This window comes from Metabacillus dongyingensis (genome assembly GCF_019933155.2).
Classification (GTDB): domain Bacteria; phylum Bacillota; class Bacilli; order Bacillales; family Bacillaceae; genus Bacillus_P; species Bacillus_P dongyingensis.
The window spans coordinates 4145516-4171583 of record NZ_CP082944.1; the positions used below are offsets into that span (position 1 = coordinate 4145516).

The following is a 26068-nucleotide window of genomic DNA, read 5'->3' on the forward strand; positions in this document are numbered from 1 at the left end:
TTAAGGCGGAGGTTTTCTATGGGCTCTCTTCTTATTAAAAATGCTGAGATCATTACAATGAATGAACAGAATGATATTTTCACAGGAGATATTTTCATAAAAGATGATCTGATTGCAGCGATTGGAACCAATCTGCAGAACCCTGCTGAAAAAGTCATTGATGCTGCGAGGCGGACTATTATTCCGGGGTTTGTTCAAACACATATTCACTTATGCCAGACTCTATTCCGCGGCAGAGGAGACGATCTTGAGTTATTGGATTGGCTGAAAAAAAGAATTTGGCCTCTTGAAGCATCCCATGACGGGGAATCTGTCTATTATTCTGCGATGCTTGGAATTGGGGAATTGATTCAAAGCGGTACCACAACCATCGTTGATATGGAAACCGTACACCATACCGATTTTGCTTTTCAGGCCATTGCTGCTAGCGGAATACGTGCGTTATCAGGAAAAGTCATGATGGATAAAGGATTTGACGTGCCGGCAGGACTTAGAGAGAAAACGGAGACCTCAATCCAGGAAAGTGTTGATTTGCTTGCGAAATGGAATTTATATGATAACGGCAGGATCCGTTATGCTTTTTCTCCGAGGTTTGTCATTTCCTGCACAGAGCAGCTGTTAAAGGAAGTAAGAGGATTATCGATTGAATATGATGTGAAAGTACATACACATGCTTCTGAAAATCAAGAAGAAATTAAGATCGTTCTTGAAGAAACAGGCATGAGAAACATCGTCTATTTAGATCATCTCGGTCTTGCGAATGAACGCCTTATTCTTGCCCACTGCGTCTGGCTGGATGAGAATGAGAAGCGGATTATTAAAGAACGCGGCATACATGTAAGCCATTGTCCCGGTTCAAATCTTAAACTCGCTTCCGGTGTAGCAGATACAAAGGGACTTCTCGATATGAATGTGAGTTTAAGTCTTGGAGCTGATGGTGCTCCCTGCAATAATAACCTGGATATGTTTAATGAAATGAGGCTTGCTGCCCTTCTTCAAAAGCCGATTCATGGCCCTGCAGCCATGGATGCGAAAACGGTTTTTAAAATGGCGACGATTGGCGGAGCAAAGGCCGTTGGCTTAGAAGATGAAATCGGCAGCCTTGAGATTGGGAAAAAAGCAGATATGGTCATTCTGAATCTCAATCAGTTCCACACATACCCTTCAGAAGCAGATACAATTTCAAGAATTGTTTACTCTGCCGGACGAGGTGATGTTGAGACAACAATCATTAATGGAAAAATCGTGATGGAAAACGGATTCATGAAAACAATGAATAAGGAAGTCATATTAAGAGAAGCCAACCGCTCCATTCATCGCCTGCTGAAAAGAGCGGCATTGACTTAGTGAGGTATAATAGAATCATCACCTTATAGAAATGAGTGAATGATTCTGAAAGATTTTATTAAGCTTATAGCTGAAATCGTTAATAATATACACGATATGATCAATGCGGCTGCCTACCAGACGCTTGGACTGAACGTGACAGATAAAGATTTGCATTTTTGGATTATGGGCATTATCGGAATGGGCGTATTTGTGTTCGTTTATCTATTATCTAAATGGCTGTCAAAGCTGCCATTCGGCATTACTGCTCTCTCATTCTTTTATACACTGACATTTATGTTTGTTCTCGTATTTGGAATAGAGATACAGCAGGCCCTGACTAATAGAGGCAACATGGAATTTATAGATGCTATAGTAGGACTTTGGGGATTTGTTGCCATGTTCTTGATTTATATTGGACTCATTCTTGCATTCTTGATCATCAGAGGTATTTTCAAGCGTGACAAAAATGAGGATGTTGATCTGTAAGAGCTCTCCTGCGGGGGCTCTTTTCTTTTTAGAATGGTGCCTTAGAAATCGGAAAAAGCGAAATCCATGCCCCCAATTTCTTATGCTGTTATCGCAGCTTATCTGGTCAATAGTCTGTGCCTATTAAATGTTTATCAGTCTATTTTCAAGTTTTATCAGCGTAAATCGAGAGTTTATCAGTATTAATTATTTACCCCGAAACCACTCAATTAGGTTCTCCGCCCCCCCCAAAATATTTTTCTGCTCTTACGTCGACAGCTTATACATATTTCAAAAAAAACTCCATACCTATTACTAAGTTCGTATATTTTTTACAAACTTTAATGTAATCGCTTACAAAGGAGGGTGCTGTTAGAGTGAATATTTTACTATGCTGTGCTGCTGGGATGTCAACAAGCCTGCTTGTTTCTAAAATGGAAGCAAGCGCGAAGGAGCAAGGACTTGATTGCAGGATATGGGCTGTTGGCGCCAGTGAAGTAAACAAGCATTTGGATCAGGCGGATGTCCTGCTCGTAGGACCGCAAGTCCGCTATTTGCTGCCGCAATTAAAGACAAAGGGGCAGGAACGCGGAATTCCGGTTGATTCCATCAATATGCTGCATTATGGAACATGCAATGGAAAGGAAGTTCTAAATTTTGCGCTTGGACTTATTAATTCAGCTAAGGGGTGACTAGAATGGGAAAGGTCAATCGCTTCTTTGAGGAAAAATTTATGGTGACTGCTGCAAAGGTTGCAGGTCAGCGGCATCTTCAGGCATTAAGGGACGGTATTATTCTTACAATGCCGCTCATTATTATCGGTTCTGTGTTTTTAATTCTCGGATTTCTTCCGATCGAAGGCTATCCGGAATATATGGCGAGCGTGTTTGGGGACCAATGGCTGACAAAGCTTCTCTATCCAGTCGGGGCTACGTTTGACATCATGGCGCTGATTGCATCTTTTGGGATTGCCTATCGCCTTGCTGAAAAATATGATGTTGATGCCCTTACAGCTGGGGCGGTTTCTGTTGCAGCATTCCTCTTGGCCACTCCCTACCAAGTTCCGTTTCTAGCAGAAGGTGCATCAGAAGCTGTTATGGTCGGCGGCGCCATTCCTGCTGCTTTAATGGGAAGCAAAGGACTATTTGTTGCAATGCTTCTTGCCATCCTATCAACTGAAATATTCAGGTTCGTCATTCAGAAAAACCTTGTGATCAAAATGCCTGACGGTGTACCGCCGGCAGTTAGCCGTTCGTTTATAGCGCTTATACCTGGATTCTTTATTCTTACATTTGTCTGGCTATTGCGGTTACTCGTTGAAAATACGTCCTTTGAAAGTCTTCATAATGTCGTCAGTATCCTGCTTGGCAAACCGCTCGGCGTCCTTGGCGGAAGTTTGATTGGAAGTCTCGTCGCCGTAATCCTGATTCAGCTTCTCTGGTCAACAGGACTTCACGGAGCAAGTATCGTCGGCGGAGTCATGGGTCCAATCTGGCTGACTTCTATGGATGAAAACAGGGTTGCCTTTCAAGCGGGAGAAGCTCTGCCAAATATCTTCACTCAGCAGTTCTTTGACCTATTCATATATATTGGCGGATCGGGAGCCACGCTGTCACTGGTCTTCTGTATGCTCTTCCTTGCCAAAAGCCAGCAAATGAAACAGCTTGGGCGGCTGTCCATAGGACCGGGTGTGTTCAATATTAATGAGCCGGTCACGTTTGGAATGCCGATTGTCATGAATCCTCTGCTGATCATTCCATTTATCTTAACACCTATTGCGATTACAATCGCAACCTACATTTGCATGACGACGGGAATTGTTGCTAGACCAGCGGGAATCGGAGTTCCATGGACAATGCCTCCCCTTTTTGGCGGGTACTTGGCAACTGGCGGAAAAATATCAGGGCTCATCATGCAGCTGATTAACATGGTGATTGCCTTCTTTATCTACTATCCTTTCTTCCGCATGTGGGATAAACAGAAATTCAGCGAAGAAAATCAAGCTGCTTCCTAATGGAGGGAATCTATGAATAAAGAACAGCTTTACGAGCTTTCCTTCCATCTGATTGCCCATAGCGGCAATGCAAGAAGCCTTGCGATGGAAGCGATACAGGCATCTAAAAAAGGAAACTTTGAACTTGCTGTTGAAAAACTTAAAGAAGCCGATAAGGAGTTCGTTAATGCTCACCGGTTCCAAACAGAGCTGATTCAAAAAGAAGCAGGCGGTGAAAAGTACGACCTCCCTATCATCCTTGTCCATGCACAGGATCATTTAATGACAGCGATGACTGTCAAAGATCTTGCCATAGAAATCGTTGAAATTTATCAGCGGACAAAGAAGGTGTAAGCATGACGAATAAAAATGGATTAAAAATCGCAACGATTGGCGGCGGTTCATCCTATACGCCTGAGCTGATTGAGGGGTTCATTAAACGCTATGATGAACTTCCCGTATCAGAGATATGGCTTGCTGATGTTCCAGAGGGAAAAAGAAAATTAGAGATCGTAGGAAGCCTCGCTAAACGAATGGTTGAAAAAGCAAATGTGCCAATTTCCATTCACCTGACTCTTAATAGGCGCGAAGCATTGGAAAACGCAGACTTTGTTACCACTCAATTTCGTGTAGGACTTTTGGAAGCACGGGCAAAAGATGAACGTATTCCGCTTAAATATGGGGTTCTTGGCCAAGAAACAAATGGTCCTGGAGGCTTGTTTAAAGGTTTGCGCACCATTCCTGTTATCCTCAGCATCTGCAGGGAAATGGAAACCCTTTGCCCCGATGCCTGGCTGATCAATTTTACCAATCCAGCCGGAATGGTAACGGAGGCCGTCCTGAGATACAGCAATATCCGCAAGGTTGTTGGTCTATGCAATGTGCCGATCGGCATGGAAATGGGTGCGGCAAAGCTATTGAATGTTGAGCACAGCCGGATCCGGATTGATTTTGCGGGCTTAAATCACATGGTATATGGACTTGATGTGTATTTAGACGGGGTAAGCGTTAAACAGAAAGTGATTGATCTTATTACACATCCAGAACAATCCGTCACGATGCAGAATATCGTTGCGCTCGGATGGGAGCCTGAATTTTTAAAAGCCCTGAATGTATTCCCTTGCCCATACCATCAGTATTATTACAAAACGAGGGAAATGGTTGAAAAAGAGATGAAAAACGCTGAAACCGCCGGTACCCGTGCAGAAGTTGTGAAAAAGCTTGAGGATGAGCTGTTTGAACTCTATCAAAATGAGGAGCTTGCGATTAAACCTCCACAGCTCGAAAAACGCGGCGGTGCTTATTACAGTGATGCTGCTGTACGGCTGATTCACTCCATCTATACAGACAAAAGGGACATTCAGCCAGTAAATACAATGAATAATGGGGCGATTGCAAGTCTTCCCCATGATTCTGCAATTGAAATCAGCTCTGTCATCACAAAAGATGGCCCTAAGCCGATTGCCATTGGAGATCTGCCTATTGCTGTCCGCGGTCTAGTTCAGCAAATAAAATCCTTTGAACGTGTCGCAGCAGAAGCTGCTGTTACCGGAAATTACAGTACAGCTTTGCTCGCAATGACAATTAATCCACTAGTCGCTTCCGATGCAACAGGTAAAAAAATACTTGATGAAATGCTTGAAGCTCATAAAGAGCATCTGCCTCAATTTTTCAAGTGAAAAAGAACCGGCCTTTGTGCCGGTTTTCCTCTATTTATCCTCTTTCATATGTAAATCCCTTCTGAAACCAAACGTAAAAAATCCGGATTATCACCAAGATCATAAAATTAACGGCAAAAGTAAGCAGCCAGCTGTACCGGGTATACTCTATCAAATCTGTGTATTCAGCAAGCAGCCACGCTGATAATTGAATGCCGAATGCAGTTAAAGAAAAGTAAAGGAATTTGTGCCAAAAACCCTTTTTAGGATAACCAAGAATAAACAAGACCCCGATAGTCGGATAAAAAAGATAATACAGGGTAAAGCTCATTTTTGTAGCATCCGGAAATTCCCGGAATGGAAATTTCATTCTTCCCAATAGCGTTTGAATATAAACGAAAAGCCAGCCAATCGATTGAGAAAATAAAAGAACAATTTGCGCATCTCTTCGTTTATTTTTGGGGACTTTCCAGACAAGCATTAATATGGCCAATCCCCAAAGTGAAATCAGAACAAGAATCTCACGCATGATTTTCTCCAGAAGGTTTGAGACCTTTTTTAAACCAGATTACATATTGATGATTCACCATCAAGACCAGCATCACTGAGAAAAATGTCCAGTACCATTTCCATTCATCATATTTCACTGAATTCGTGTACGTTTCAAGAATGACCTCAGCAATAGTAAAAATGCCAGAGAAGATGATTGCATAGAGCCACTTAGTCTGAATTTTTTTTGACGAAGGATAATACAGGCTAAATAAAATAGCCAATACAGGAAACAAAAAAAACTCAAATGTAAAACTCGATTCATTCACTTGATTCTCCTTGCTGAAAAGCTGTACGGGGTAACTGATCCACCCCATCTCCACAACAAATAACCCTGCTGCCCATGTCAGTGAGCTAAGTGAAAGAAAGGGCACCCAGGCTTCTCTGGCTTTTTCCCTCGGAACAAATTTCCATATTAAAAGAATACTTAACAAGATTGCACCGGCAATCACTAATCTTTCAATGATCATAGTCTCTTTTCCCATTTCCATTTTTTTATTACTATCGGTTTAAAATCAGAAAATTATGTAAGAAGAAATAGGATGTTGGATTTTTTAAAAGCGATCGTACTCAGATTACAGGGAAGTGCCCGAAATCGCGCAAACCTCGGGTTCAGCGGGGCATCGACTTCAGTAATCCTGTCACATTCGGGCACCTGAAGCACGCTCTGAAATTTTTATTTACTAGAATAAAAAAAAGACGCTGAACACGTCCTTTTAGTCTTTATCTTTAATGATTACCTTTTCCAGTGAAAGAAATTCACTTCCGCTTAGAACCAGATAGATTGACATAGCAAGTAATGCCACATCCAACTCGTATCCGCCTATAAATCCGCTGCCAAGCTTAGCTGTAAAGATGGCTCCAAGCATAATCAGCCCAAAAAGAGCGGCAACAATTCGTGTACCAAGTCCAAGCATTAAAAGAATTCCTCCTGCTGCCTCTATTATGGCCACAGGATAAGCGAGAAAACCAGATACTCCTATACTGTCGAAAAATCCTGCTGTGTTTTCGACTCCTCCCTGAAATTTCGTTAAACCGTGAACGAAAAAAATAAATCCTAATGCGATGCGTAAAATCAGTCCGCCAAGTTCTGCATTCTTTGTCATATGTAAAACACTCCTTTTTATTTCATACTACATATTGTAGTGTAATTCCTTAAAAATTTTTAAGACAGCTCGATCAAAAACATCATCAGCAGCATGAAAAATACCAGCATAGAGACCGCGGCCTTTTTTAACGGCAGATCTAACGGTGTCTCTGCGAATGGATCAAGAATTTTTTGGATTCTAAGATTGATAGCGGTATCTGCAAATGGTGCATACGAGAATGATAGAAGCTTCTTTTTTTGATTTTTTTTCAAGATCTTGAGCAGCGCACTTCCTAAATCTGCTGAAGATCGAAGTCTGCTGATGGCATAATGATCTGCCAGCAGCTCGCGGATCATTCTGTATTTTTGATAAAACCAGCCGAGAATCGGGATATACCACATCACAGATGAGCACAGTGATAATACAAAAAGCTTCAAAGGATCTCTGTTTTTTTGATGATAAATCTCATGCAAAAGAACGGCATGTCTTTCTCCTTCATCAAGCAAATTCAATAGTCCGGTAGAAAGAATGATTTTCGGACGGAAAAACCCCATTGTCAATGACAGAATAGCATCCTCTTCAATCACCAGGATGGTCTCTTTTGGCAGAGAGAATTGCCGGTTGTATTGAGACGTTAAAGATATGTTCATCCGTTTAGCCATTTTTTTATGAATGGTATGTGAGAGGTAAAGCTGTTTTATAATCTTGTAAACTGTCATGGCTACGGTCGCATAGATAATCACTTCAAGTAAATATTCAAGCGACGAAAACCCCATGGACTGAAGGGCTGTACTGCACAATTGAATCAGATTAAACTCAATCGGCAGGCCGAGCAATTTTCGAAAAAGATAGATTGTCATTTGAATGAGCAGAATCATTGAGATGGACACACAAGCTAAAAATACTTGCTTTGATCTTTTTTCCCACATTCTATTTTTCCTTTTTCATTTCTTTTATTTTTTGCTCAAGCTTTGCAATCAAGCTCTCATCTGCTTTCTCAATGCTGTCAATCATATGGCTTACGACAATTTGTCCAAACTCGTCAATCAGTCCGTTTGTCAGCTCTTTGGATTGTGCACAAAGAAATTCTTCTTTAGTCAGGACCGGACGGAACAGCGATCCCCTTCCCTCAGACCGCTTAGTTAGGACATCTTTTTCGACGAGGCGGTTCATGACTGTCATCACCGTGTTAAAGCTCATTTTTTTCTCTTTTTCAAGCTTCTGCTGAACGTCTTTTATCGACATTTCAGATGAATTCCAAAGGATATTCATAATCTTAGCCTCTAATGGACCAAAAAAACGATTTAAGCCTTTTTCATTAAATTTAAAATTCTGGATTTTCACAATGACAACACCTCACACTACACATTGTAATGTGCAAATACTCCATAGTCAAATGATTCTTAAAGTTGTTTCGGTCTAGTGGTAGATGGTAGATTAGTAGAAAGGGGGAAAACTTGAATGATTCTTACCGGTATGATTCTCGATGTGGAAACAACAGGCTTATCGCCCATTCAGGATGAAATAATAGAAATTGGTTTCCTGCTGTTTCGTTATGATACAGATACAGATGTCTTTTTAGAAACTCTAGAAGAGCACTCTTTTTTAAGAGAGCCTTTGTCTCTTTCAGCCAGAAAAAACTATGAATTTGCCTTTCGAATTCATTTAATTCCTTTTGAAGATGTTAAGGGCAAAACATTTGATGATACAAAGATAAAGTCAGCGATCCATAAGGCTGATTTTATTATTGCTCATAATGCTTCATTTGACCGGAGCTTCACTGCTAAAATGTATCCTGAGCTGCATTCAAAGAAATGGTACTGCTCTGCCAGAAATATTCCGTGGAAGAAATACGGCTACCAAAGTGCCAAGTTAATCAGCCTATTACATAGCCACAAGCTGGCAGCTGTGCAGACTCACCGTGCACTGGATGATGTAAAACAGCTTCACCAGCTGCTGAAGAGCCCGAATTACGAAGGCACATCCTACTTGAATATCGCTTTAACAGAACGTGCTTCTGCACCAAAGCCAAAGTCGATTAAATGTTTACTTTCCGGTGTAAAACAAAAAAGTGCAGACGGGATGAGTCCGCAGGCATATCTGCCCCATATTACTCAAAACGAAACTTTGCTGTTAAAAAAAGAAGAGCAAACAGATCGGTTTCATGTGTATACCACCGGCCAAAACTATCTGGGCTTCATTGGCGCTGCCCAAAGCAAAAAATTAGCCGGCTATATAAAAGAATCTTTCCAGCTCACAGCAAAAGTTCTTGAGATCCTTCTTAATGAAAAAGGAGAGCACGGCTGCAGGATTGAAATCAGCATCGAAGAACAGGCGAAGAAAAAAGAGCATTCATTTAACCGTTAAAAGAGCAGCATGCAGCTGTTCTTTTTTATATTTACAAATTGCGGGCAGGGTTTCTGAATAGACTGAATGTATAGTTGAAATGAAATGGAGAAGACGCTGATGACACATAAAACTCCCGAGCTTACTAAGTTTACAGATGCCTTGCCCATTATTCCGCAGCTTGGGCCACATCAAAAAGGAAACAGCTTTACATATTATAAAGTGAGAATGACTGAATGCAGACTATCTCTTCACAGCGAATTAAACCCTTCCGCTCTCTGGTGTTATGAAAACTCCTATCCAGGTCCTGTAATTGAAGTTGAAAGCCGGGAGAAAACCTATATAAAATGGATTAACAATCTCCCGTCTAAGCACTTTTTGCCCATTGATTATACCGTTCACGGCGCTCATAAGGATGTACCAGAAGTTAGAACCGTCGTGCATATGCATGGCGCAAGTGTTGAATGGGAAAGCGACGGGTATCCTGAGGCGTGGTTTACAAATGGATTTAAGCAAAAAGGTCCCTATTTCAGAAAAAAAGTGTACGAATATGAAAATAAGATGCGCTCCTGTACACTTTGGTATCATGATCATGCTCTCGGTATTACAAGACTAAATATTTATGCGGGTCTTGCAGGATTCTATCTCATACGGGATCAGCATGAAAGGTCGTTGAATTTGCCTTTTGGTCAGTATGAAATACCCCTGATGATACAAGACAAATCATTTAATGAAGATGGATCTCTCTATTATCCAAAGCAGCCGGAAAATCCAGTACCGGGACTTGAGGCATCTGTTTCACCTGAATTTTTCGGAGATGTCAATTTGGTTAATGGCAAAGTATGGCCATATTTAAATGTTGAGCCCCGAAAATACAGGTTCAGGCTGCTGAATGCGGCAAACTCCCGTTTTTATCTATTGAAGCTTGATTCTGGCCAGCTTTTTTATCAAATCGGAACGGATAGCGGATTAATGGAATTTCCAATCGGTGTACCGGAAATCATGCTGGCTCCGGCTGAAAGAGCAGATGTCATCGTTGATTTTACAAATTTAGAGGGCAGAAAAATTATTTTGGAAAATCATGCAAAAGCTCCTTTTCCAGGCGGCAAGATGCCTGATCAGAATACAGCCGCGGTCATGGAATTCAGAGTGTCGCTTCCGCTCTCCTCAATCGATACGAGTGTCATTCCATCTTTTCTTTTGCCTTATCCAGTCTTTAAGGAGAACTCCATCTCGAGAACACGATTCTTAACTCTGGATGACAATCATGATCAATATGGCCGCGAGCTGATGTTATTAGACAACAAAACATGGGATGATCCTATAAGCGAGAAGCCGAGACTTGACACAATTGAAATTTGGCACCTGATCAATTTAACTGATGACGCCCACCCCATTCATATTCACCTCGTTGATTTCCAGATCCTTGATCGAAGACCATTTGATGCAGAGAAGTTTAAAAAGAAAAAAGTCATTTCTTACACAGGACCGAGCATTCCGCCAGAGCCTCAGGAAAGAGGCTGGAAAGACACTGTCAGAGCGAATCCTGAACAGGTAACACGAATCATTATGAAGTTTGGATCCTACACCGGATTGTATGTTTGGCATTGCCATATACTAGAGCATGAAGATTACGAAATGATGCGGCCATTTATCGTCATTCGCTGAATATTTGTGTGAAAGATCAACTTACAGGGAAGTTGATCTTTTAAGTGCTGAAAATATTCCTTAACATTTGTGTCTGTTATTTTAAGATGACTTTCCACATTCATTCCTTAATCGTTCAATGATTAAAGGTAAATCTGCCAAATCATCAATGATGAAATCTGTTTCAAAACTGCCCCATTGAGAGTCCTTTTTCCAAATTCCTTTCATTCCAGCTTTTTGAGCAGCACTTACATCGTTTTCAGGATGATCCCCAACGTAAATACTTTCGTCCGGTGAAACATTTAATTGCTCTAAAGCTATTTTAAATATTAGAGGATCAGGTTTTTTTACACCTTCCCATTCCGAAACAATGATTGTTTCAAAATACGTTTTAATTCCCAATGCGTTTATGTTATCTATTTGGAACTTGCCTTTTCCGTTCGTTATGATTCCTAATTTAATGGACTTGCTTTTTAACCCTTTTAACATACTGATAAGATTTGGAAAAGGGATACAGCAATTCTTAAATTGATCTATGTAATCCTGAAGTAAACTCTCCCAAGTGATCGCAGTAATGGTAAACTCATCGACCAATTGCTGAAACACTATGTCTTTCCATACATACCCCCGAGAATCTAACTCTATAAACCTTGCAGTATATTTTCCTTTTGGGATATGACCTACCCATTTATTCAATCGATCGTATTGCCCGGCTATAAACTTCTGTACTGAAGCATCCCGATCTAACAGCGTTCCATCTAAATCAAAGATGACTGCCTTAATCATTTTTGTATTCTCTCCCTATAAACACAATTCTTGTTTCCTTCTTTATCAATAGACTAAATACCTCTCTTTTTGGTCCATTTCAAAAGACGCCTTCTTATTAAAGAATGGCGCCTTTTTCTTGTTAAAAGCTTAATCTATAATCACCTAAGACTTTTTTAAAATAGGTATCCATATTTCACTTTTAAACGCTTTAGAACTTGTATCTTTATTTTCATTCCACAGGATTTCCGGACCTTCTAGTTGTTCATAATTTGAGGATGGAAACCATTCGGAATAAATTCGTCCCCATACTTCTTGCAGTTTATCAGGAAATGGCCCGATTGCTTCAAATACAGCCCATGTTGAAGATGAAACTTCTAGCTGTGACAGTTCATCTGGACATTCCTTAGTTGTTGCTGCGCCAATATAGTGGTCAAGCTCCCCTTTTTCCTCCATTCTCCCTTCAGAAAAGTTCGTGGAGGCACTAATTATTCCAATAGGCTCAACATTAGAAAGATTTTTTAGTTGATTGATCGTTTCAGTATCTAACCTTTGCCACATAGAAGCAATCTCTGGATTAACCCCGTTAAATTGAACAGGTACTCTTTTCTTCATACCAACAATGCGAAATGCCTCTTTTTCTTCTATTCGGTAGTTCATTTCACTTCCTCCTTTAATTGATAACTGAAAGGCCATCCGTGGGTAAGCTTTCAGTGAATGGCCGCTATTTCTGGCTTCCGACGGTGTGATTCCATGCAAATTTTGAAATGCCCTTGCAAAAGAATCTGGTGAACTGTATCCGTATTTCATTGCAATATCAATGACCTTTAAACTGCTGTCTCTAAGCTCAAACGCTGCAAGTGTTAGTCGTCTGCGGCGGATGTATTCCGATAGCGAAATACCTGCAAGGAAAGAAAACATCCTTTTAAAATGATATTCAGAGCATAAAGACAGTTTTGCAGCTTCTTTCATGTCAAGATCATCAGTAAGGTTTTCTTCAATGTACTGAATCGCTCCATTCATGTTCTTAAGCAAATCCATTCGGGTGACCTCCTTTATCAATAGATTAACAGGGGAAGACTGGTTCCTGCCCGACATTTCGTGCACACTTATGCAGGGTCTTATTATTCTCGGATTCTCACTATTAATTTTGATTAAACTGCAGTTGAACTTATCATTTAATCCTTCCCATCAATATAGTATTATAATAATTTCCGTCAGATAACCTTTTGTCTTTTTTTAAGATTCCTTCTACTTCAAAACCAAAGCCCTTATAAAGCTTTATAGCTTTTTCATTGGTTTCTAAAACATTCAGCGTCATTTTCCTGATTCCATTAGAGTCTGCCCAATAGACAGTTTCTTTTAAAAGATTTTTTCCTATGTCATATCCCCAATATTCTTTTAATATACCGATTCCAAATTCTGCTTTATGAGAAATTCTTCTCAATTTTCCCCCTTCACATCTTGAAAAACCTACTATACTTCCATTTACTTCTGCTACTAAAAAAAGGTTATTCAGCCTCTCTGTATCATCTTTAATAATCTGTTTAAATCCTGATTCATCTATGTACGCCTCTCCTTTTTCTCTATCTAAATTTTCTGTTTCCCCATCTATCTGCAATCTTAGATCAGACAAATTGTTCGCATCTTCTTCTACTGCAGACCTTACAATATAACGTAAATCATTAATGTTGAATTCTTTTTGAGTAACTCTCAGGGATCAATGCCTCCAACTGTAATTATTACTTCTCTTTCAATTAACTGTTTAATTTTTTTATCTTCCACACTAATTGATCTGGCTCATCTTTTTCAAGGAATGTTAAGCTGTAAACGGTATTAAATCTATCATCAGCAAACTCTAATTTATTATTGAGCTTCCATACAAGGATCCAGTATTCACTGAATAAGTTTTGTTCATCTGTATTCTCCACGGAGAAAATTTTATCCTTGCCTACAACTTTACCGTTTCTTTTCTTAATTTCCATGTATACATCGATTGTAGACACCTCATGATGACACAGGATGCTGCCCACGTATTTCTTATTTGGGCTGCTTTTTTTTATAAGTGGATAGATATTCTGATAATCCAGTTGTTTGACTTTCTCATAAATTTCATCAAGAAGAGATGTGTCCCAGTTAAATTCACAAGCAGCCAGCTTCATTCCTTCGTGAACGATTTCTAAGGTTTTAACTTTCTTCTTCCTATCAGATAATTCTAAAAATCCCTGAACATCCACCTCTACAAATACAGGAAAATAGTTAAATATGATGTGATCATAAGGATCCAGCTGCTTTCCTTTTTCCAGATTTTCTACACAGTTGATCTGAATTCCTCTATCATCCTTCGCATGCAATTTTGGCAGAAGCCGGCTGTATAAAAAAGATATGCTTCTTGTCTGATTAAAGAATAGCCTATTCTGATCCATATCCGCTGGAACTAAAAGCTGAATATCTTTTATAATCGGCATAATAACAGTCTCCTTTTGGTCTATGTGGAATCTTACATCCCGTTTTCTTCTTTCTATTCGTTATTCGAATGTACACGTTCAGCGAAGATTGCATGGAACATTCATTCTGCATGAATATACGAATAAGGATATTTACAGCTAAGTTACTCCATGCATTACTCATTTCTCCATCCTCCGGAAAATCAGTTAATAGAAAGAAACTTATTCTCCCAATTTGCACATTTACTTCATACCAATTATTTCAAAATGAAACAATTTACTCAATCCTTTCTTTCATTAGAAAGCTGGGAAACTTTCGGGTAATTTAGTTCTTGGAAACAGAACCTGCTGCTTTAATTGTCATTTCAAATTCCTCTTGGCAGCTGTACTTATGCCGTTAAATTAAGCCATCCAAACTCCACCTCCAATTGTTGCTTGCGCCTAACAATTTGCATGCAGTTCATCAATCGGATGCATATTTATTCAAATTATTCTAAAATAACCTCTTTCCTCCAAAATTGAATAATAGCCAAACAGTATATTCCTAGAAATAGCCATTTCATAGGCTTTATGGCCCCTTATTTTCAAGAAGTCTTATTTATTTTCAAAAAATTAATTTTCATATAATACTAAATAGTGATAAAATAATGGGGATTTTATAATTCTGTAAACGCTTACTTAAAAGGAGGCCTCCATGTTAAATCAGAATCAGGAATTGAAAAAGGAATTAAAAGAAAGGCATATTTTGATGATTGCCTTAGGCGGTGTAATCGGTACAGGACTATTCCTGAGCACCGGGTATACCATTGGCGAGGCGGGACCGGGAGGAGCAATTCTCGCGTATCTGATTGGCGGCTTTGTCATGTATTTGACAATGCTTTGCCTCGGTGAATTGGCCGTTGCGAACCCAGACGTAGGATCTTATCAAACATACGCAACAAAGTTTATATCACCGGGAGCAGGCTACGTGGTAGGCTGGATGTCGTGGCTGAACTGGTCTGTCACTATTGGCCTGGAACTGCTTACGGTCAGTATTTTGATGAAGCGCTGGTTTCCGGACGTTTCACCGTGGATTTGGTGCATCGTATTTGCTATCCTGCTTTTTAGCATCAATGCATTGTCTACAAAAAGCTTTGCAGAAGTTGAGTTTTGGTTTGCAGGCATCAAGGTAATTACCGTTATCGCTTTTATTCTTTTAGGCGGAGCAGCCATGTTTGGATTTCTTCAGATGGGGGGCGGAGAGCCTGCTCCATTTTTAAGCAATTATACGGATCACGGCGGATTATTTCCGCATGGAATAGCGGCAATTTTAATTACTATGATCGGCGTGAATTTTTCTTTTCAGGGAACGGAACTCGTTGGAATCGCAGCGGGGGAGAGTGAGAACCCTGAAAAAACAATTCCAAAAGCCATCAATAGTACAGCTTGGCGCATTCTTATCTTCTTCATTCTCTCTGTTTTTGTATTGGCTGGACTGTTTCCATGGAAAGAAGCAGGACTTGTGGAAAGTCCGTTTGTCGTTGTATTTGATAACATAGGGATTCCATATGCGGCGGACATTATGAACTTTGTTATTATCACTGCAGTGTTATCAGTCGCAAACTCTGGATTATACGCTACATCCCGTATGCTCTGGTCGATGTCCAGACAGGGGATGATTCATGAAAGATTCGGGAAGCTGAATAAAAGCGGAGTCCCTATCAATGCTCTAGCTGCAAGCATGATTGTGGGCTGCTTGTGCCTATTGTGCGGCTTTTTTGCCGAAGACACCGTATACTTGTGGCTGCTGTCTATCGCCGGTTTTGGAGCAGTATTTGTATGGGCATCCATCGCTCTTTCCAACTACTTAGGCAGGAAAAAGTTTTTGAAAAACGGCGGAAAGGTCAGTGACCTGAAGTTCAGGACGCCATTTTATCCAATCGTCCCTCTAGCTGCGCTGTCTGCCAATGTACTGGTGATGGTGAGTCTAGCTTTCATTCCAGACCAAAGAATGGCACTATACTGCGGAATTCCTTTTCTGATAGGGTGCGCTTTATATTATCGTTTTGCCGCAAAGGACAAGATGGAGAAGAAACGGCTCGTTCAAGAGCGGGACTTAATGGAATTGGATAGAAAAAAAATCTTATAACAGGTAAAAAGAAAAAGGACCAATTAAAAGGTCCTTTTTCCTTTATTCAAACAGATATCTTATAATTCCGGGGCTGATCCAATCAGTCCGCCATCAAGATTCGTTCTATGATCCTTCCAAATTCTTAGTTAACGGGAACGATCACGATGTGCTGCAATGGTCTATTAAATAAGAGGATTTCACCTTGTTAACACACCCGAAAAGTAAGTTCGTCATGGTTTGATGACAAGTACTATGACATTTATATGTGATTACTATCATAAGATGAAACTATCACATATAAATGAAATTATGGAGGAGACTTATGAAAGCAATTGTCTGCACAAAATACGGATCACCAGATGTTCTTCAGCTTAAAGAGGTAGAAAAATCTTCTCCAAAGGACAATGAAATCCTGGTAAAAGTTCATGCCACAACAGTTACAACCGGGGACTGCAGAGTTCGAAGTTTCGAAAGCCCTATCTTGTACTGGATCCCCATGCGAATAGTCTTAGGTCTCAGTAAACCAAGAAAACCTATACTGGGTGTGGAATTAGCCGGAGAAATAGAAGCAATAGGCAAAGATGTAAGGCGATTTAAGAAAGGTGACCATGTTTTTGCATTAACTGGGATGAGTTTTGGTGCTCATGCCGAGTATACATGTCTGCCTGAAAACGGATTGGTGGCAAAAAAACCTGCTAATATGACCTTTGATGAAGCCGCTGCCGTTCCCTTTGGGGGAACTACATCCTTGCACTTTCTTAGAAAAGGAAACATCCAAAACGGTCAAAAAGTTCTTATCTATGGAGCTTCTGGAGCAGTAGGGACCTCCGCGGTACAGCTTGCCAAGTACTTTGGGGCAGAAGTTACCGGAGTATGCAGTACCACAAATTTAGAATTGGTGAAATCTCTGGGAGCCGATAAGGTAATTGATTATACCCAAGAGGATTTTACGAAAAGTGGAGAGCATTATGATATCATCTTTGATGCAGTTGGAAAAAACTCAAAATCAAATTGCAAGAAAGCCCTGACTCCGAACGGAAAATATGTATCAGTTGCAGGGCAAGGGATAGCAAAGGTACGCACTGAAGATTTAATTATCCTTAGTGAGATTATTGAGACGGGAAAGATAAATTCCGCCATAGATAGACGCTACCCGCTCGAACAAATACCTGAGGCTCACAGATATGTAGAAAAAGGACATAAAAAGGGAAATGTAGTCATAACTTTTGATCATATTAACAAAACCTGACAAAGCTCTCCGCCAAATGCTGTTCGGTCAAGTGTCTTTTCCTCCATATAAAGTAATGAATTAATAAAATGACGGTATTTTGTATTTATTCAGAAAGACGATAATACACAATTGAAATAGAAAATGCTCAGATTTTTGTACTCTGGGCATTTCTTTTCATATTGGCTTAATTCATAAGACCCCTTTAGTTAACGATAACGCTGAACGCTGCCCCTTTCTTTGTTCCCCTTTTTTTATTATTAACATCGAGTTAGCATTTGCCTGAAATTCATATGGTACTTTAACTTCTTCGACTAAACATCCATTATCAGCGAGATAACCTATTAATTTATCTAAATGCTCATATCGTTTTCCTTCCAAATCAACTAAAGGGAAAATGCGAATTTCCTCTTGAGTAACCCTCAATAACTCATTTAGCGTTGTTATATGAAATTGGTAGTCTAATCGGTCCGCATACATAAATAGAAAATGAGCGGAAAGAAGAATATCAAATTCTGCATCATTAAATGGCAAAGAAGGTAAAGTGACAGGAACATATCGTCCACTCGATTTCCTAATATCCTTTGCACAATCATTTAAGGCACTCAGACGATATTTTCTAAGACCGTTTATATCTTTAAAATAATCCCAAATATATTTACTTTTTGCCTTATCCATAAGTTCCATAGCATGCTCGATGTCTTGAAGTCCTTTATTATATAGATCTTCCTCTGAATGATAATATGCAATATCTGCAGCTTTTACATCTAGACCATGTTTGCTGCCAACAGCAGTGAAGGAACAAGCTCCTGCTGGACAATCCAGTATTTTTTTCCCCTTCAGTGATTCTACCGAAAGGGAAAACATATCCAAATACTCTTCAAAGGTTCTCCCAATAAAAACAATTCTTTCTAAATCTAACTTTATACTCTGCTCAACTCTGCTCAACTAAACTCACCTCTTAAAATAAGAATTAAAATAATACTAGCACAACTTATTGGAAAACTTAACCTTTATTTAGTATCTTATTCTGCCCTTTAAAAATACCAATCTAATAATCCATCACAACATATATTGTATATTTTATTGCTATTACTCATAAGGAATAAGTAGAAAAAATATAAGGGGGCAGATTTAATGAGAACAAATTACAGAAGATGGTCTGAATATCCTTACCCAGGAGAGCAAACCCCGCCTAAAGCTTATACAGCTCCAGCGTATTTTCCAATGTTTTTTATTTTCAGGCAAGGAAACAATCAATTCCTGGATCCCTTTCAGCAGCGTATTAATTGGCAAATTAAAAATCCTTTTGAAGTTGATTGGGGTACAGAGTTATCTATAGTAGAACAAACATTGTCATCCATAAAGCCTCAACAAATACGCATTGCACAATACTGGGGGACGGTCGAAGCAACTCAGAATATGACTCCTATGATTTTCAGTTACGCAAAAAAATATAAACTAGGATCACCGCATATTGCCAGAGCACTCGGATATTTTCACGCTGCTGTTAATGATGCCTTTGTGATGTCGTGGTATTTTAAATATCTTTGGAATGTGGCACGTCCAAATCAATATGGCAGAAACCTATCCCCTGTGTTGACTACACCGCGTTTTCCATCCTACCCTTCTGCACACGCCACTGTTGCAGGATGTGCAGAATCGGTATTAAGTTATTTCTTTCCACCAGAGCAATCAGGAATAAAAAACACAATGGAACAATGCGCTTTATCACGTTTGTACGCTGGCGTACATTTTAAAGCAGATAATGATGAAGGCTTGAGATTAGGCAAGCAAATCGGCGGTATGGTTGTAAATGTATTGAAAGCACAAAACATCAATGATTTTCAATAGTATAAAAAAACATGTAATTAAGGTTGATTTTATTTATTAAAGGATAATATTGCACCCGATGATGTGCGAAGAATGCGCAACTGGATTGCCACACAGAAAAAAAAGCAGCAAGTTAAACTTGCTGCTTTAAAAATCGCGTTCCGCTGCTAGAACAGCTTTTTGATCAGCAATTATATCAAATAAAGCTCATCCAAGCTCCAAATCATGGGTATTCGATATTACCTGCCTTTTTGTCTTATTCTATTTTTTATAATGGCAATACCTAGAAGGATAATTGGAATAATCACCTGAAATGGAAGATGCAAATATAGTGTAACTATCTGTAAACCTTCCTGCAGATGACCAGAAAAATTACTTGCCATCGTTATAGACAAAGTCAAAATGACGAGACCAATTGGATAAACCATTCGTGAAGGTTCTTTGATGTTAAACAAGTTTGCAGTTCCTGTAACAGCTGCATAACAATAGATGCTTATTTTGAAGAAGCCGCCAATAATAAGGGCAAGCATAAAATACACATCAAGCCGTTCCAAAAAATCTGCAACCTGAATGGTTTGTATTGTACTAAGAAGAGGAAATGCAGCAAGGGTGGTAAGATCCACGCCTAGAACACTTATGTTAAATGCCATTACAATAGCTAAATTTATTCCACTTAATCCCAAAGCAAACAAACCGGTCATTCTCGCCTTTTTCGATTTATTTAAATAAGGCATAATCATCGTAAATACGATGACTTCTCCAAAAGGGACATACAAGGTTTGAGTCATTGCGGCTTTTAAAACCGGGAGAATTCCATCTTCAAGTACCGGCTTTAAATTATTAATATCAATTAATCCTGAGACTACAACAAGGATGAAGCCTGTACTTGCGAGCAAGTACATTAATACAAACAGCAATTCACCTGTTCTTGCCAATACCTCGATTCCTTTTCGAATGGTATAGACAACAGCCAGCGTCAATAATGCGTTTATAATGAACAACGGTGTATCTGGATAAGCAAACGTTACCAATAATTCTCCAAAGTCTCGCAATACCCTTGCAGCGAGATATGTAAAATATAAAATATAAAGATAGGAAAGGATGCGCCCGAGTACTTTTCCAATAATTTTTTGAGTATATTCTGTTGGAAGCATATCAGGATAAAAACAGTAAAGGCCATGATAGACTACAAATAGGACGAAACCGCCCAGCATACCAAGCAGAACTGCAATCCAGGCATCCTGTTTTGTCTCGGTAGCAAGCGGAAACAGTAATGCACTTCCAAGTTCGAACAGTAAAATAAGGACAAACAGCTGATATGAGCTAATTTTCGCCTTCTCCACTGAATTGTCACTTCCCTTTTAATTATTTATCCATTTCAGATAAGTGGGGCTTTTTTATCATACCTGTTCTGCGAATAAAAGCATCAACTTTCACATCTACCTTTACTTCTGGAAAGTGAACATCGTTCCAATCATTTTTTAGCTTTTTCCATTCAACTGGATTGGAGCGATATACAGCATCACCAAACCCAAAAATATCCGTTTTGTCTTCCTTTGCCAGTTGTACTGCCTCTTTGATCTCTTTCTTGATTTCTTTTTCTAATAATTCTTCGATTTTAAACAAAACGTTGGGGTCATTCAGAGTGACAGGAACAGTAACCTCGCCAATATCCCCTTCTGCACGTACATGAATGGAAATATGAGGACGATTATTTTTCATGTCAGCAGAAATTTTGGTCTTTTGACGGATGACCTGATAGGCAATCGCATCTTTATCCTTCTCGTAGCTGACATTTACATCCGTTGCTTTGATTTTATCAAGCACCCATAATATGCCTCTAGCAGGTTTCCCTTGATGCCAATTAACCAGCTTACCCTCTTTAAATATGGCAAGGCCCTCAGCTTGAAGGAATGCATCTAGGGCAGTTTGTTGAATATTCTCCATCTTTTTTCCTTGTTCTTTATTGCCCACTAAGCGAAAACCGCTGATCACTGGTTCTTTTCCAGAAGATAGAAGGTTTTTAACAACTTCTTGAATGTTGACATTCAAATGTTCTCCCCATCGTCTCTCCGTGAATTTTAACGTTTTAATCACTTTATTTGCAGGAATTTTGTCCACGGCAGTTAATGTCTTTACAATATCTGAAGCATTCGTATCATGTGCGATCACAACTGTGGCTGTAGTTCGAAATTCAGGGTCCCGCACTAAAGCATCAAACATTTTATTGATACCTTCTTCTTTTGCCAGTTCCTCGCTGATGATCAGCAGGTTTGTATGTGCGTAATATAGTTTTCGCGAAATCTTGGTTGATGCACGCCGGCTCATTTCCACTAAATTTTTACCTGTCGAGGTAAAGACAGAAACGGAAGGACCCTGTCCGCCTCCGCCCCCTTGCGTGCCTCCTGTTACATTCCCTGGATTAATAATTTGAAAAGTTCCAACATACTCACCGTTATCATTTTTATCAATTCCCAGAGCTGAGATTAATGCCAGATCATTTAATTCCTTTTTACTCCAGCATCCAGAGAGAATAGGTATTATGATCAAGAGAAGAAATAATGCTTTTAGATTCATTCTGATCGTCCTTCTTTGAACTTAATATTTACCATTCCTCGGTTTTCAGGGGGGCCAGGCTTCTGGTCTTTCCCTCTCCGATTCATATTTTTATTGATTAATCTTGGTCTTTCTTTTAAAGACCACCATGGCAATCGAACAATTGTATCACCTGTATTCGTCGGAATAAAGGGGGCAAATGGTGCCATGTAGGGTACACCAAAAGATCGTAAACCGCATAGATGAACAATCATCATGATAAATGTAAGAATAATTCCATAAAAACCAAATGAAGCAGCACTCAGCATAAAGATAAATCGTATCAAACGGGCAGAAATGGCTATAGCATATGAAGGAGTAGCAAAACTTGCAATCGCAGTGATGGCTACAATAATCACCATGGCTGGCGATACTATACCGGCCTGTACAGCCGCTTGCCCAATTACAAGAGCTCCGACAATTGAGATTGCCGATCCAATCGCTTTTGGCATTCGTATCCCAGCTTCTCGTAATATTTCAAATGTCACTTCCATAACGATTGCTTCAACAAGGGATGGGAAAGGTACGGCTTCACGCTGGGCTGCAACTGCGATTAAGAGAGGTGTTGGGATCATCTCTTGATGGAATGTTGTTGCAGCAACATAAACAGCAGGTGCTATCAGGGATATAAAGAAAATTAGGATGCGCAGGAAACGCAGTGCAGTGGCGATATCAAACCGAACGTAATAATCTTCTGATGACTGAAAAAACTGGATAAATAATGCTGGAGCTAACAGCACAAATGGCGTGCCATCTACAAATATGGCCACTCTTCCTTCCAGGAGATTTCCTGCTACCATATCTGGTCTTTCTGTATGATAGAGTGTTGGAAATGTTGTAAATGACTGATCTTCAATCATCTGTTCAATATAGCCAGACTCAAGAATGCTATCGAGATTAATTCTCTCTAGCCTTTTGCGAACTTCTTTAATAATTTCATCTTTGGCAATACCATTGATATACATGATGACAACATCTGTGTTCGTAACGGTGCCAATTTTAATAGACTCAATCCATAAGTTTGGATTTTTAATAATTCTCCTAACCATGGCTGTATTCGTACCAATTGATTCAGTAAAACTTTCTCTAGAACCACGGACTGCCACCTGAGTTCCAGGCTCCAGTATTGAACGCCTTTCCCCTCCTTTTGTGCTAGCACTCAACCCTATATTTGTACCGTTTACTAATATAATGGTTTCACCCGACATTAAGGATAACAACAGTTCATTCCAATCATTTATCTTTTTTACACTGCCTAAAGAAACAATCTTGTCTGCCATGCTGTCTATGATTTCTTCATGGTTATCTGTTCTTTCTTTTAAATCAAAATCATCCATTATTGATTCAATTATAAAATCGTTGATGGATTGGTTATCTACAATACCCTCAATATAAACAATTGCTGCTCTAATTTCAGGATATTTACTGATTTTCAGCATTCGAATGATGACATCTGAGCTGTTTCCTGTTTTTTGATTTATAGTTGCAATATTTTCTGCCAGAGATATGCCTATGAGCTCTGAAGATTCATTATTTGAATGACCTTCACTATTTTTTTTATTCTTTTCATTTACATTTTTTGATTTAAGCTTTTTAAAAAATGAGGGCATAGTATTAAAAACCTTTCTTTTCTTTCTTTCCTTTTTTTATCTTTTTCATCGTATCTATTTGTTATGCAATATCTAGAAATTATTCGCTAAATGTATAACAGTATAATTTTTCAAATAGGTAGTGGAGAGTGATATTTAATGAAGATGATTGCCATTCCAATAGTTATGATGATGATGTTAACGGGGATGTCATTTGGGATCGATATTCTTCAAGGATTCGAATTGAGAGCATCTCTTTTTAATGCTGTGAATCCCTTTCTTGTGATGGAAACACCCGAATTAGCTGTTTTCATTTTTTTTCTGTTTTGTTTTGTAATGGATGCCTTTTTCGCCTTTTATAGAAAAAGAAAAAATGTAACTAAGAATTCCAAAAAGCAGCCGCAATCCTAAAAGAGGGCATAAAAAAGGGAGCTGCTCCGCAACTCCCTAGAATTCATTCAATTTTTTATACCTAAGCACTCTATAAGTTTGCTAGGGTAAGCAGGATATTGCCAGCCGTATTTTTCGGACAACTAGTCTTCAGGCTTCCTTAGGCAAAAAAAGGACCTAGTATACGATTGATATATTTTTAACAACTTGTAAGTTTCTTTGTTAAAGCGCCCAATAATTGAAAAGACAAAAGCTGTAACAGTACTATTTATATACATAGAAAATTCCCTGTCTTGAAAAAAGGACAGGGAATCTTCCATCTTTATATAATTCAAGGTAAATCATCCACGATGTTTCCTTGAGGGTACTCATTTCACTTAGTGACCTCGGAATCACATTCAAGAAGCTTTTTCCGATGCTTCTTAATTTTCCGCTACCTTTCCCTGATTCGCTTGATTTGCCTTCGTGTTCCGCATCTTATAAATCGCAATCAGCAAAATAAACCAAACAGGAGTTACGAATAAGGCAACGCGAGTATCTTCCGCAAGTGCGAGCACGACAAGGACGAACGCTAGGAATACAAGGATCAAGTAATTTGAAAATGGATAAAGCGGCAATTTAAATTTGTTCGCTTTTGCCAGGTCTGGTCTTGTTTTACGGTATTTCAAATGACTGATGACAGTAATTCCCCAAATAAATATGAAACATACTGTAGAAATACTTGTAATCAGTGTGAATACGCCTTCTGGCATAACATAGTTCAAAACAACGGAAATTAGAATGACAACAGTTGAAAAGAACAATGCATTGGATGGTACTTTACGGGCATCAAGTTTTGCAAATGGTACAGGTGCATTTTTATCTTTGGCAAGTGAGTATACCATCCGGCTAGTACTGAAGATTGCACTGTTGCAAGCCGACGCAGCCGATGTTAGGACAACAAAATTGACGATACCAGCTGCTGCTGCGATACCGACTGCCACGAATACTTGGACGAATGGGCTTTCCGTTGGAATGATTGCGTTCCACGGATAAACACTCATAATGACAATAAGTGCGCCAATGTAGAAAATGATAATCCGAATAGGGATATTATTGATTGCTTTTGGGATAACTCTTTCCGGATCTTCTGTTTCACCTGCTGTAAGTCCTACAAGTTCAATGCCAACAAACGCAAACACGACCATCTGGAATGAGAGGATAAAACCATTTATGCCGTTTGGGAACATGCCGTCGTGGCTCCATAGATTCGCAAAACTGGCTGCGCCTGAATTAGTAGAAAATCCTTTAATAATCATGAAAATACCGATAACAATTAGTGCTAGAATAGCGATGACTTTAATTAATGCGAACCAGAATTCCATTTCACCAAAAAGTTTTACGGTTGCAAGGTTCATAATCAGCAAAATGACAAGCGCAATTAATCCTGGCATCCATTGTGGTACATCAGGAAACCAATACTGGGTATAGAGACCAACTGCAGTTAAGTCAGCCATTGCGATTGAAATCCAGCAAAACCAGTAGGTCCAGCCAGTCATAAATGCTGCCATATTACCTAAATAGTCTCTTACAAAGTCAACAAAAGAATGATAGTTCAAATTGCTTAAGAGTAATTCTCCAAGTGCGCGCATGATTAAAAAACAAATAACGCCTGTAATCAGGTAAGCAAATAAAATCGATGGTCCTGCTAAATGAATTGATTTTCCTGCTCCAAGAAATAACCCTGTTCCTATTGCCCCTCCGATAGCGATTAGTTGTACGTGCCTGTTTTTAAGACCTCTCGACAATTCTTGTTCCTGCATATAATTCCCCACTCTCTATTTCTAGTCTTTTTGCATTTGCTGATTATAAATATTTTAATAATAAATTTAAAATCAGATAATTGCAAATTAACATTCAACTAAAAGCTTAACATATTATCAGGTAGTTCGACCGCATAAAAAACTACCAATTTCGAATTCTTGCTGCAGAAAGGTATAGTAATCTACCCTTCTAGGCATATTTAGTAAGCTCTTTGCAATTTCAACAGCTAGATA

General features: G+C 39.3%; 26 protein-coding genes. 12 read left to right on the plus strand and 14 right to left on the minus strand.

Features of this window, described 5'->3' with window-relative positions:
- Positions 1-18 precede the first annotated feature (18 nt).
- The 6 genes from K8L98_RS20595 to K8L98_RS20620 all read left to right on the plus strand — a co-directional run bounded on the left by K8L98_RS20595 (position 19) and on the right by K8L98_RS20620 (position 5466).
- A complete protein-coding gene (locus K8L98_RS20595; RefSeq protein WP_223437684.1) occupies positions 19-1347 on the plus strand; it encodes a 5'-deoxyadenosine deaminase in 1329 nt (442 codons plus the stop codon).
- Between the two features lie 39 nt (positions 1348-1386).
- On the plus strand, positions 1387-1815 hold the full coding sequence (locus K8L98_RS20600; protein ID WP_223437686.1) for a hypothetical protein: 429 nt from the start codon (positions 1387-1389) through the stop codon (positions 1813-1815).
- 356 nt (positions 1816-2171) lie between these two features.
- Entirely contained in the window at positions 2172-2486 is a 315-nt protein-coding gene (locus K8L98_RS20605; protein WP_223437688.1) for a PTS sugar transporter subunit IIB, read from the plus strand.
- A 5-nt stretch (positions 2487-2491) separates the two neighbouring features.
- Positions 2492-3808 (plus strand): PTS cellobiose transporter subunit IIC, encoded by a 1317-nt coding sequence (celB, locus tag K8L98_RS20610; RefSeq protein WP_223437691.1) that lies wholly within the window; start codon positions 2492-2494, stop codon positions 3806-3808.
- Between the two features lie 12 nt (positions 3809-3820).
- Complete coding sequence (locus K8L98_RS20615; protein ID WP_223437693.1) at positions 3821-4141, plus strand: PTS sugar transporter subunit IIA; 321 nt, start codon at positions 3821-3823, stop codon at positions 4139-4141.
- Positions 4142-4143: 2 nt separating this feature from the next.
- Entirely contained in the window at positions 4144-5466 is a 1323-nt protein-coding gene (locus K8L98_RS20620) for a 6-phospho-beta-glucosidase (protein WP_223437695.1), read from the plus strand.
- A 34-nt stretch (positions 5467-5500) separates the two neighbouring features.
- Here the strand turns inward: K8L98_RS20620 and K8L98_RS20625 are convergent, their stop codons facing one another.
- From K8L98_RS20625 to K8L98_RS20645, 5 genes are all read right to left on the minus strand, one after another.
- A complete protein-coding gene (locus K8L98_RS20625; RefSeq protein ID WP_223437697.1) occupies positions 5501-5974 on the minus strand; it encodes a CBO0543 family protein in 474 nt (157 codons plus the stop codon).
- Positions 5967-6464: a CBO0543 family protein gene (locus tag K8L98_RS20630; RefSeq protein ID WP_223437700.1), complete on the minus strand. Its 498-nt coding sequence runs from the start codon at positions 6462-6464 to the stop codon at positions 5967-5969. Before K8L98_RS20630 ends, K8L98_RS20625 begins: the two co-directional genes overlap by 8 nt.
- Positions 6465-6710: 246 nt before the next feature.
- A complete protein-coding gene (locus K8L98_RS20635) occupies positions 6711-7100 on the minus strand; it encodes a DoxX family protein (protein ID WP_223437702.1) in 390 nt (129 codons plus the stop codon).
- Positions 7101-7159: 59 nt separating this feature from the next.
- A complete protein-coding gene (locus K8L98_RS20640; RefSeq protein WP_223437705.1) occupies positions 7160-8011 on the minus strand; it encodes a M56 family metallopeptidase in 852 nt (283 codons plus the stop codon).
- A gap of 1 nt (position 8012) precedes the next feature.
- On the minus strand, positions 8013-8426 hold the full coding sequence (locus K8L98_RS20645; protein ID WP_223437707.1) for a BlaI/MecI/CopY family transcriptional regulator: 414 nt from the start codon (positions 8424-8426) through the stop codon (positions 8013-8015).
- A 117-nt stretch (positions 8427-8543) separates the two neighbouring features.
- Here K8L98_RS20645 and K8L98_RS20650 point away from each other — a divergent pair, with 117 nt between their 5' ends.
- Together K8L98_RS20650 and K8L98_RS20655 are read left to right on the plus strand one after the other, a co-directional pair.
- Positions 8544-9449, plus strand: a complete 906-nt coding sequence (locus tag K8L98_RS20650) for an exonuclease domain-containing protein (RefSeq protein WP_223437709.1) — start codon at positions 8544-8546, stop codon at positions 9447-9449.
- Between the two features lie 99 nt (positions 9450-9548).
- Entirely contained in the window at positions 9549-11096 is a 1548-nt protein-coding gene (locus K8L98_RS20655) for a multicopper oxidase family protein (RefSeq protein WP_223437711.1), read from the plus strand.
- Positions 11097-11177: 81 nt separating this feature from the next.
- Here K8L98_RS20655 and K8L98_RS20660 read toward each other — a convergent pair whose 3' ends face one another.
- The 4 genes from K8L98_RS20660 to K8L98_RS20675 form a co-directional block, all read right to left on the minus strand.
- Positions 11178-11861, minus strand: coding sequence for an HAD family hydrolase (locus K8L98_RS20660; RefSeq protein ID WP_223437713.1), 684 nt, complete (start codon positions 11859-11861; stop codon positions 11178-11180).
- A 144-nt stretch (positions 11862-12005) separates the two neighbouring features.
- The gene (locus K8L98_RS20665; RefSeq protein WP_223437715.1) at positions 12006-12881 is read right to left on the minus strand and encodes an AraC family transcriptional regulator; all 876 of its coding nucleotides are present in this window, start codon (positions 12879-12881) and stop codon (positions 12006-12008) included.
- A 133-nt stretch (positions 12882-13014) separates the two neighbouring features.
- Positions 13015-13557: a GNAT family N-acetyltransferase gene (locus K8L98_RS20670; RefSeq protein ID WP_223443640.1), complete on the minus strand. Its 543-nt coding sequence runs from the start codon at positions 13555-13557 to the stop codon at positions 13015-13017.
- 40 nt (positions 13558-13597) lie between these two features.
- Positions 13598-14308 (minus strand): hypothetical protein, encoded by a 711-nt coding sequence (locus tag K8L98_RS20675; protein WP_223437717.1) that lies wholly within the window; start codon positions 14306-14308, stop codon positions 13598-13600.
- Positions 14309-14981: 673 nt separating this feature from the next.
- On the opposite strand from K8L98_RS20675, the gene K8L98_RS20680 reads away from it, so the two are divergent.
- The gene (locus tag K8L98_RS20680; protein WP_223437719.1) at positions 14982-16415 is read left to right on the plus strand and encodes an amino acid permease; all 1434 of its coding nucleotides are present in this window, start codon (positions 14982-14984) and stop codon (positions 16413-16415) included.
- A gap of 304 nt (positions 16416-16719) precedes the next feature.
- On the plus strand, positions 16720-17646 hold the full coding sequence (locus tag K8L98_RS20685) for an NAD(P)-dependent alcohol dehydrogenase (RefSeq protein ID WP_223437721.1): 927 nt from the start codon (positions 16720-16722) through the stop codon (positions 17644-17646).
- Between the two features lie 171 nt (positions 17647-17817).
- Here the strand turns inward: K8L98_RS20685 and K8L98_RS20690 are convergent, their stop codons facing one another.
- A complete protein-coding gene (locus K8L98_RS20690; protein ID WP_223437723.1) occupies positions 17818-18573 on the minus strand; it encodes an SAM-dependent methyltransferase in 756 nt (251 codons plus the stop codon).
- 189 nt (positions 18574-18762) lie between these two features.
- Between K8L98_RS20690 and K8L98_RS20695 the strand changes: the two genes are divergently transcribed.
- On the plus strand, positions 18763-19479 hold the full coding sequence (locus tag K8L98_RS20695) for a vanadium-dependent haloperoxidase (RefSeq protein WP_223437725.1): 717 nt from the start codon (positions 18763-18765) through the stop codon (positions 19477-19479).
- 218 nt (positions 19480-19697) lie between these two features.
- On the opposite strand, the gene K8L98_RS20700 is transcribed toward K8L98_RS20695, so the two are convergent.
- The 3 genes from K8L98_RS20700 to K8L98_RS20710 are packed head-to-tail and all read right to left on the minus strand — an operon-like array spanning position 19698 to position 23663.
- Entirely contained in the window at positions 19698-20801 is a 1104-nt protein-coding gene (locus K8L98_RS20700; RefSeq protein ID WP_223437727.1) for a GerAB/ArcD/ProY family transporter, read from the minus strand.
- Positions 20802-20823: 22 nt separating this feature from the next.
- Positions 20824-22035: a Ger(x)C family spore germination protein gene (locus K8L98_RS20705; RefSeq protein WP_223437730.1), complete on the minus strand. Its 1212-nt coding sequence runs from the start codon at positions 22033-22035 to the stop codon at positions 20824-20826.
- Entirely contained in the window at positions 22032-23663 is a 1632-nt protein-coding gene (locus K8L98_RS20710; protein ID WP_223437731.1) for a spore germination protein, read from the minus strand. Before K8L98_RS20710 ends, K8L98_RS20705 begins: the two co-directional genes overlap by 4 nt.
- Before the next feature lie 138 nt (positions 23664-23801).
- Between K8L98_RS20710 and K8L98_RS20715 the strand changes: the two genes are divergently transcribed.
- Positions 23802-24053 (plus strand): YczF family membrane protein, encoded by a 252-nt coding sequence (locus K8L98_RS20715; RefSeq protein WP_243550981.1) that lies wholly within the window; start codon positions 23802-23804, stop codon positions 24051-24053.
- A 401-nt stretch (positions 24054-24454) separates the two neighbouring features.
- On the opposite strand, the gene K8L98_RS20720 is transcribed toward K8L98_RS20715, so the two are convergent.
- A complete protein-coding gene (locus K8L98_RS20720; protein ID WP_223437733.1) occupies positions 24455-25834 on the minus strand; it encodes an amino acid permease in 1380 nt (459 codons plus the stop codon).
- Positions 25835-26068: the final 234 nt, after the last annotated feature.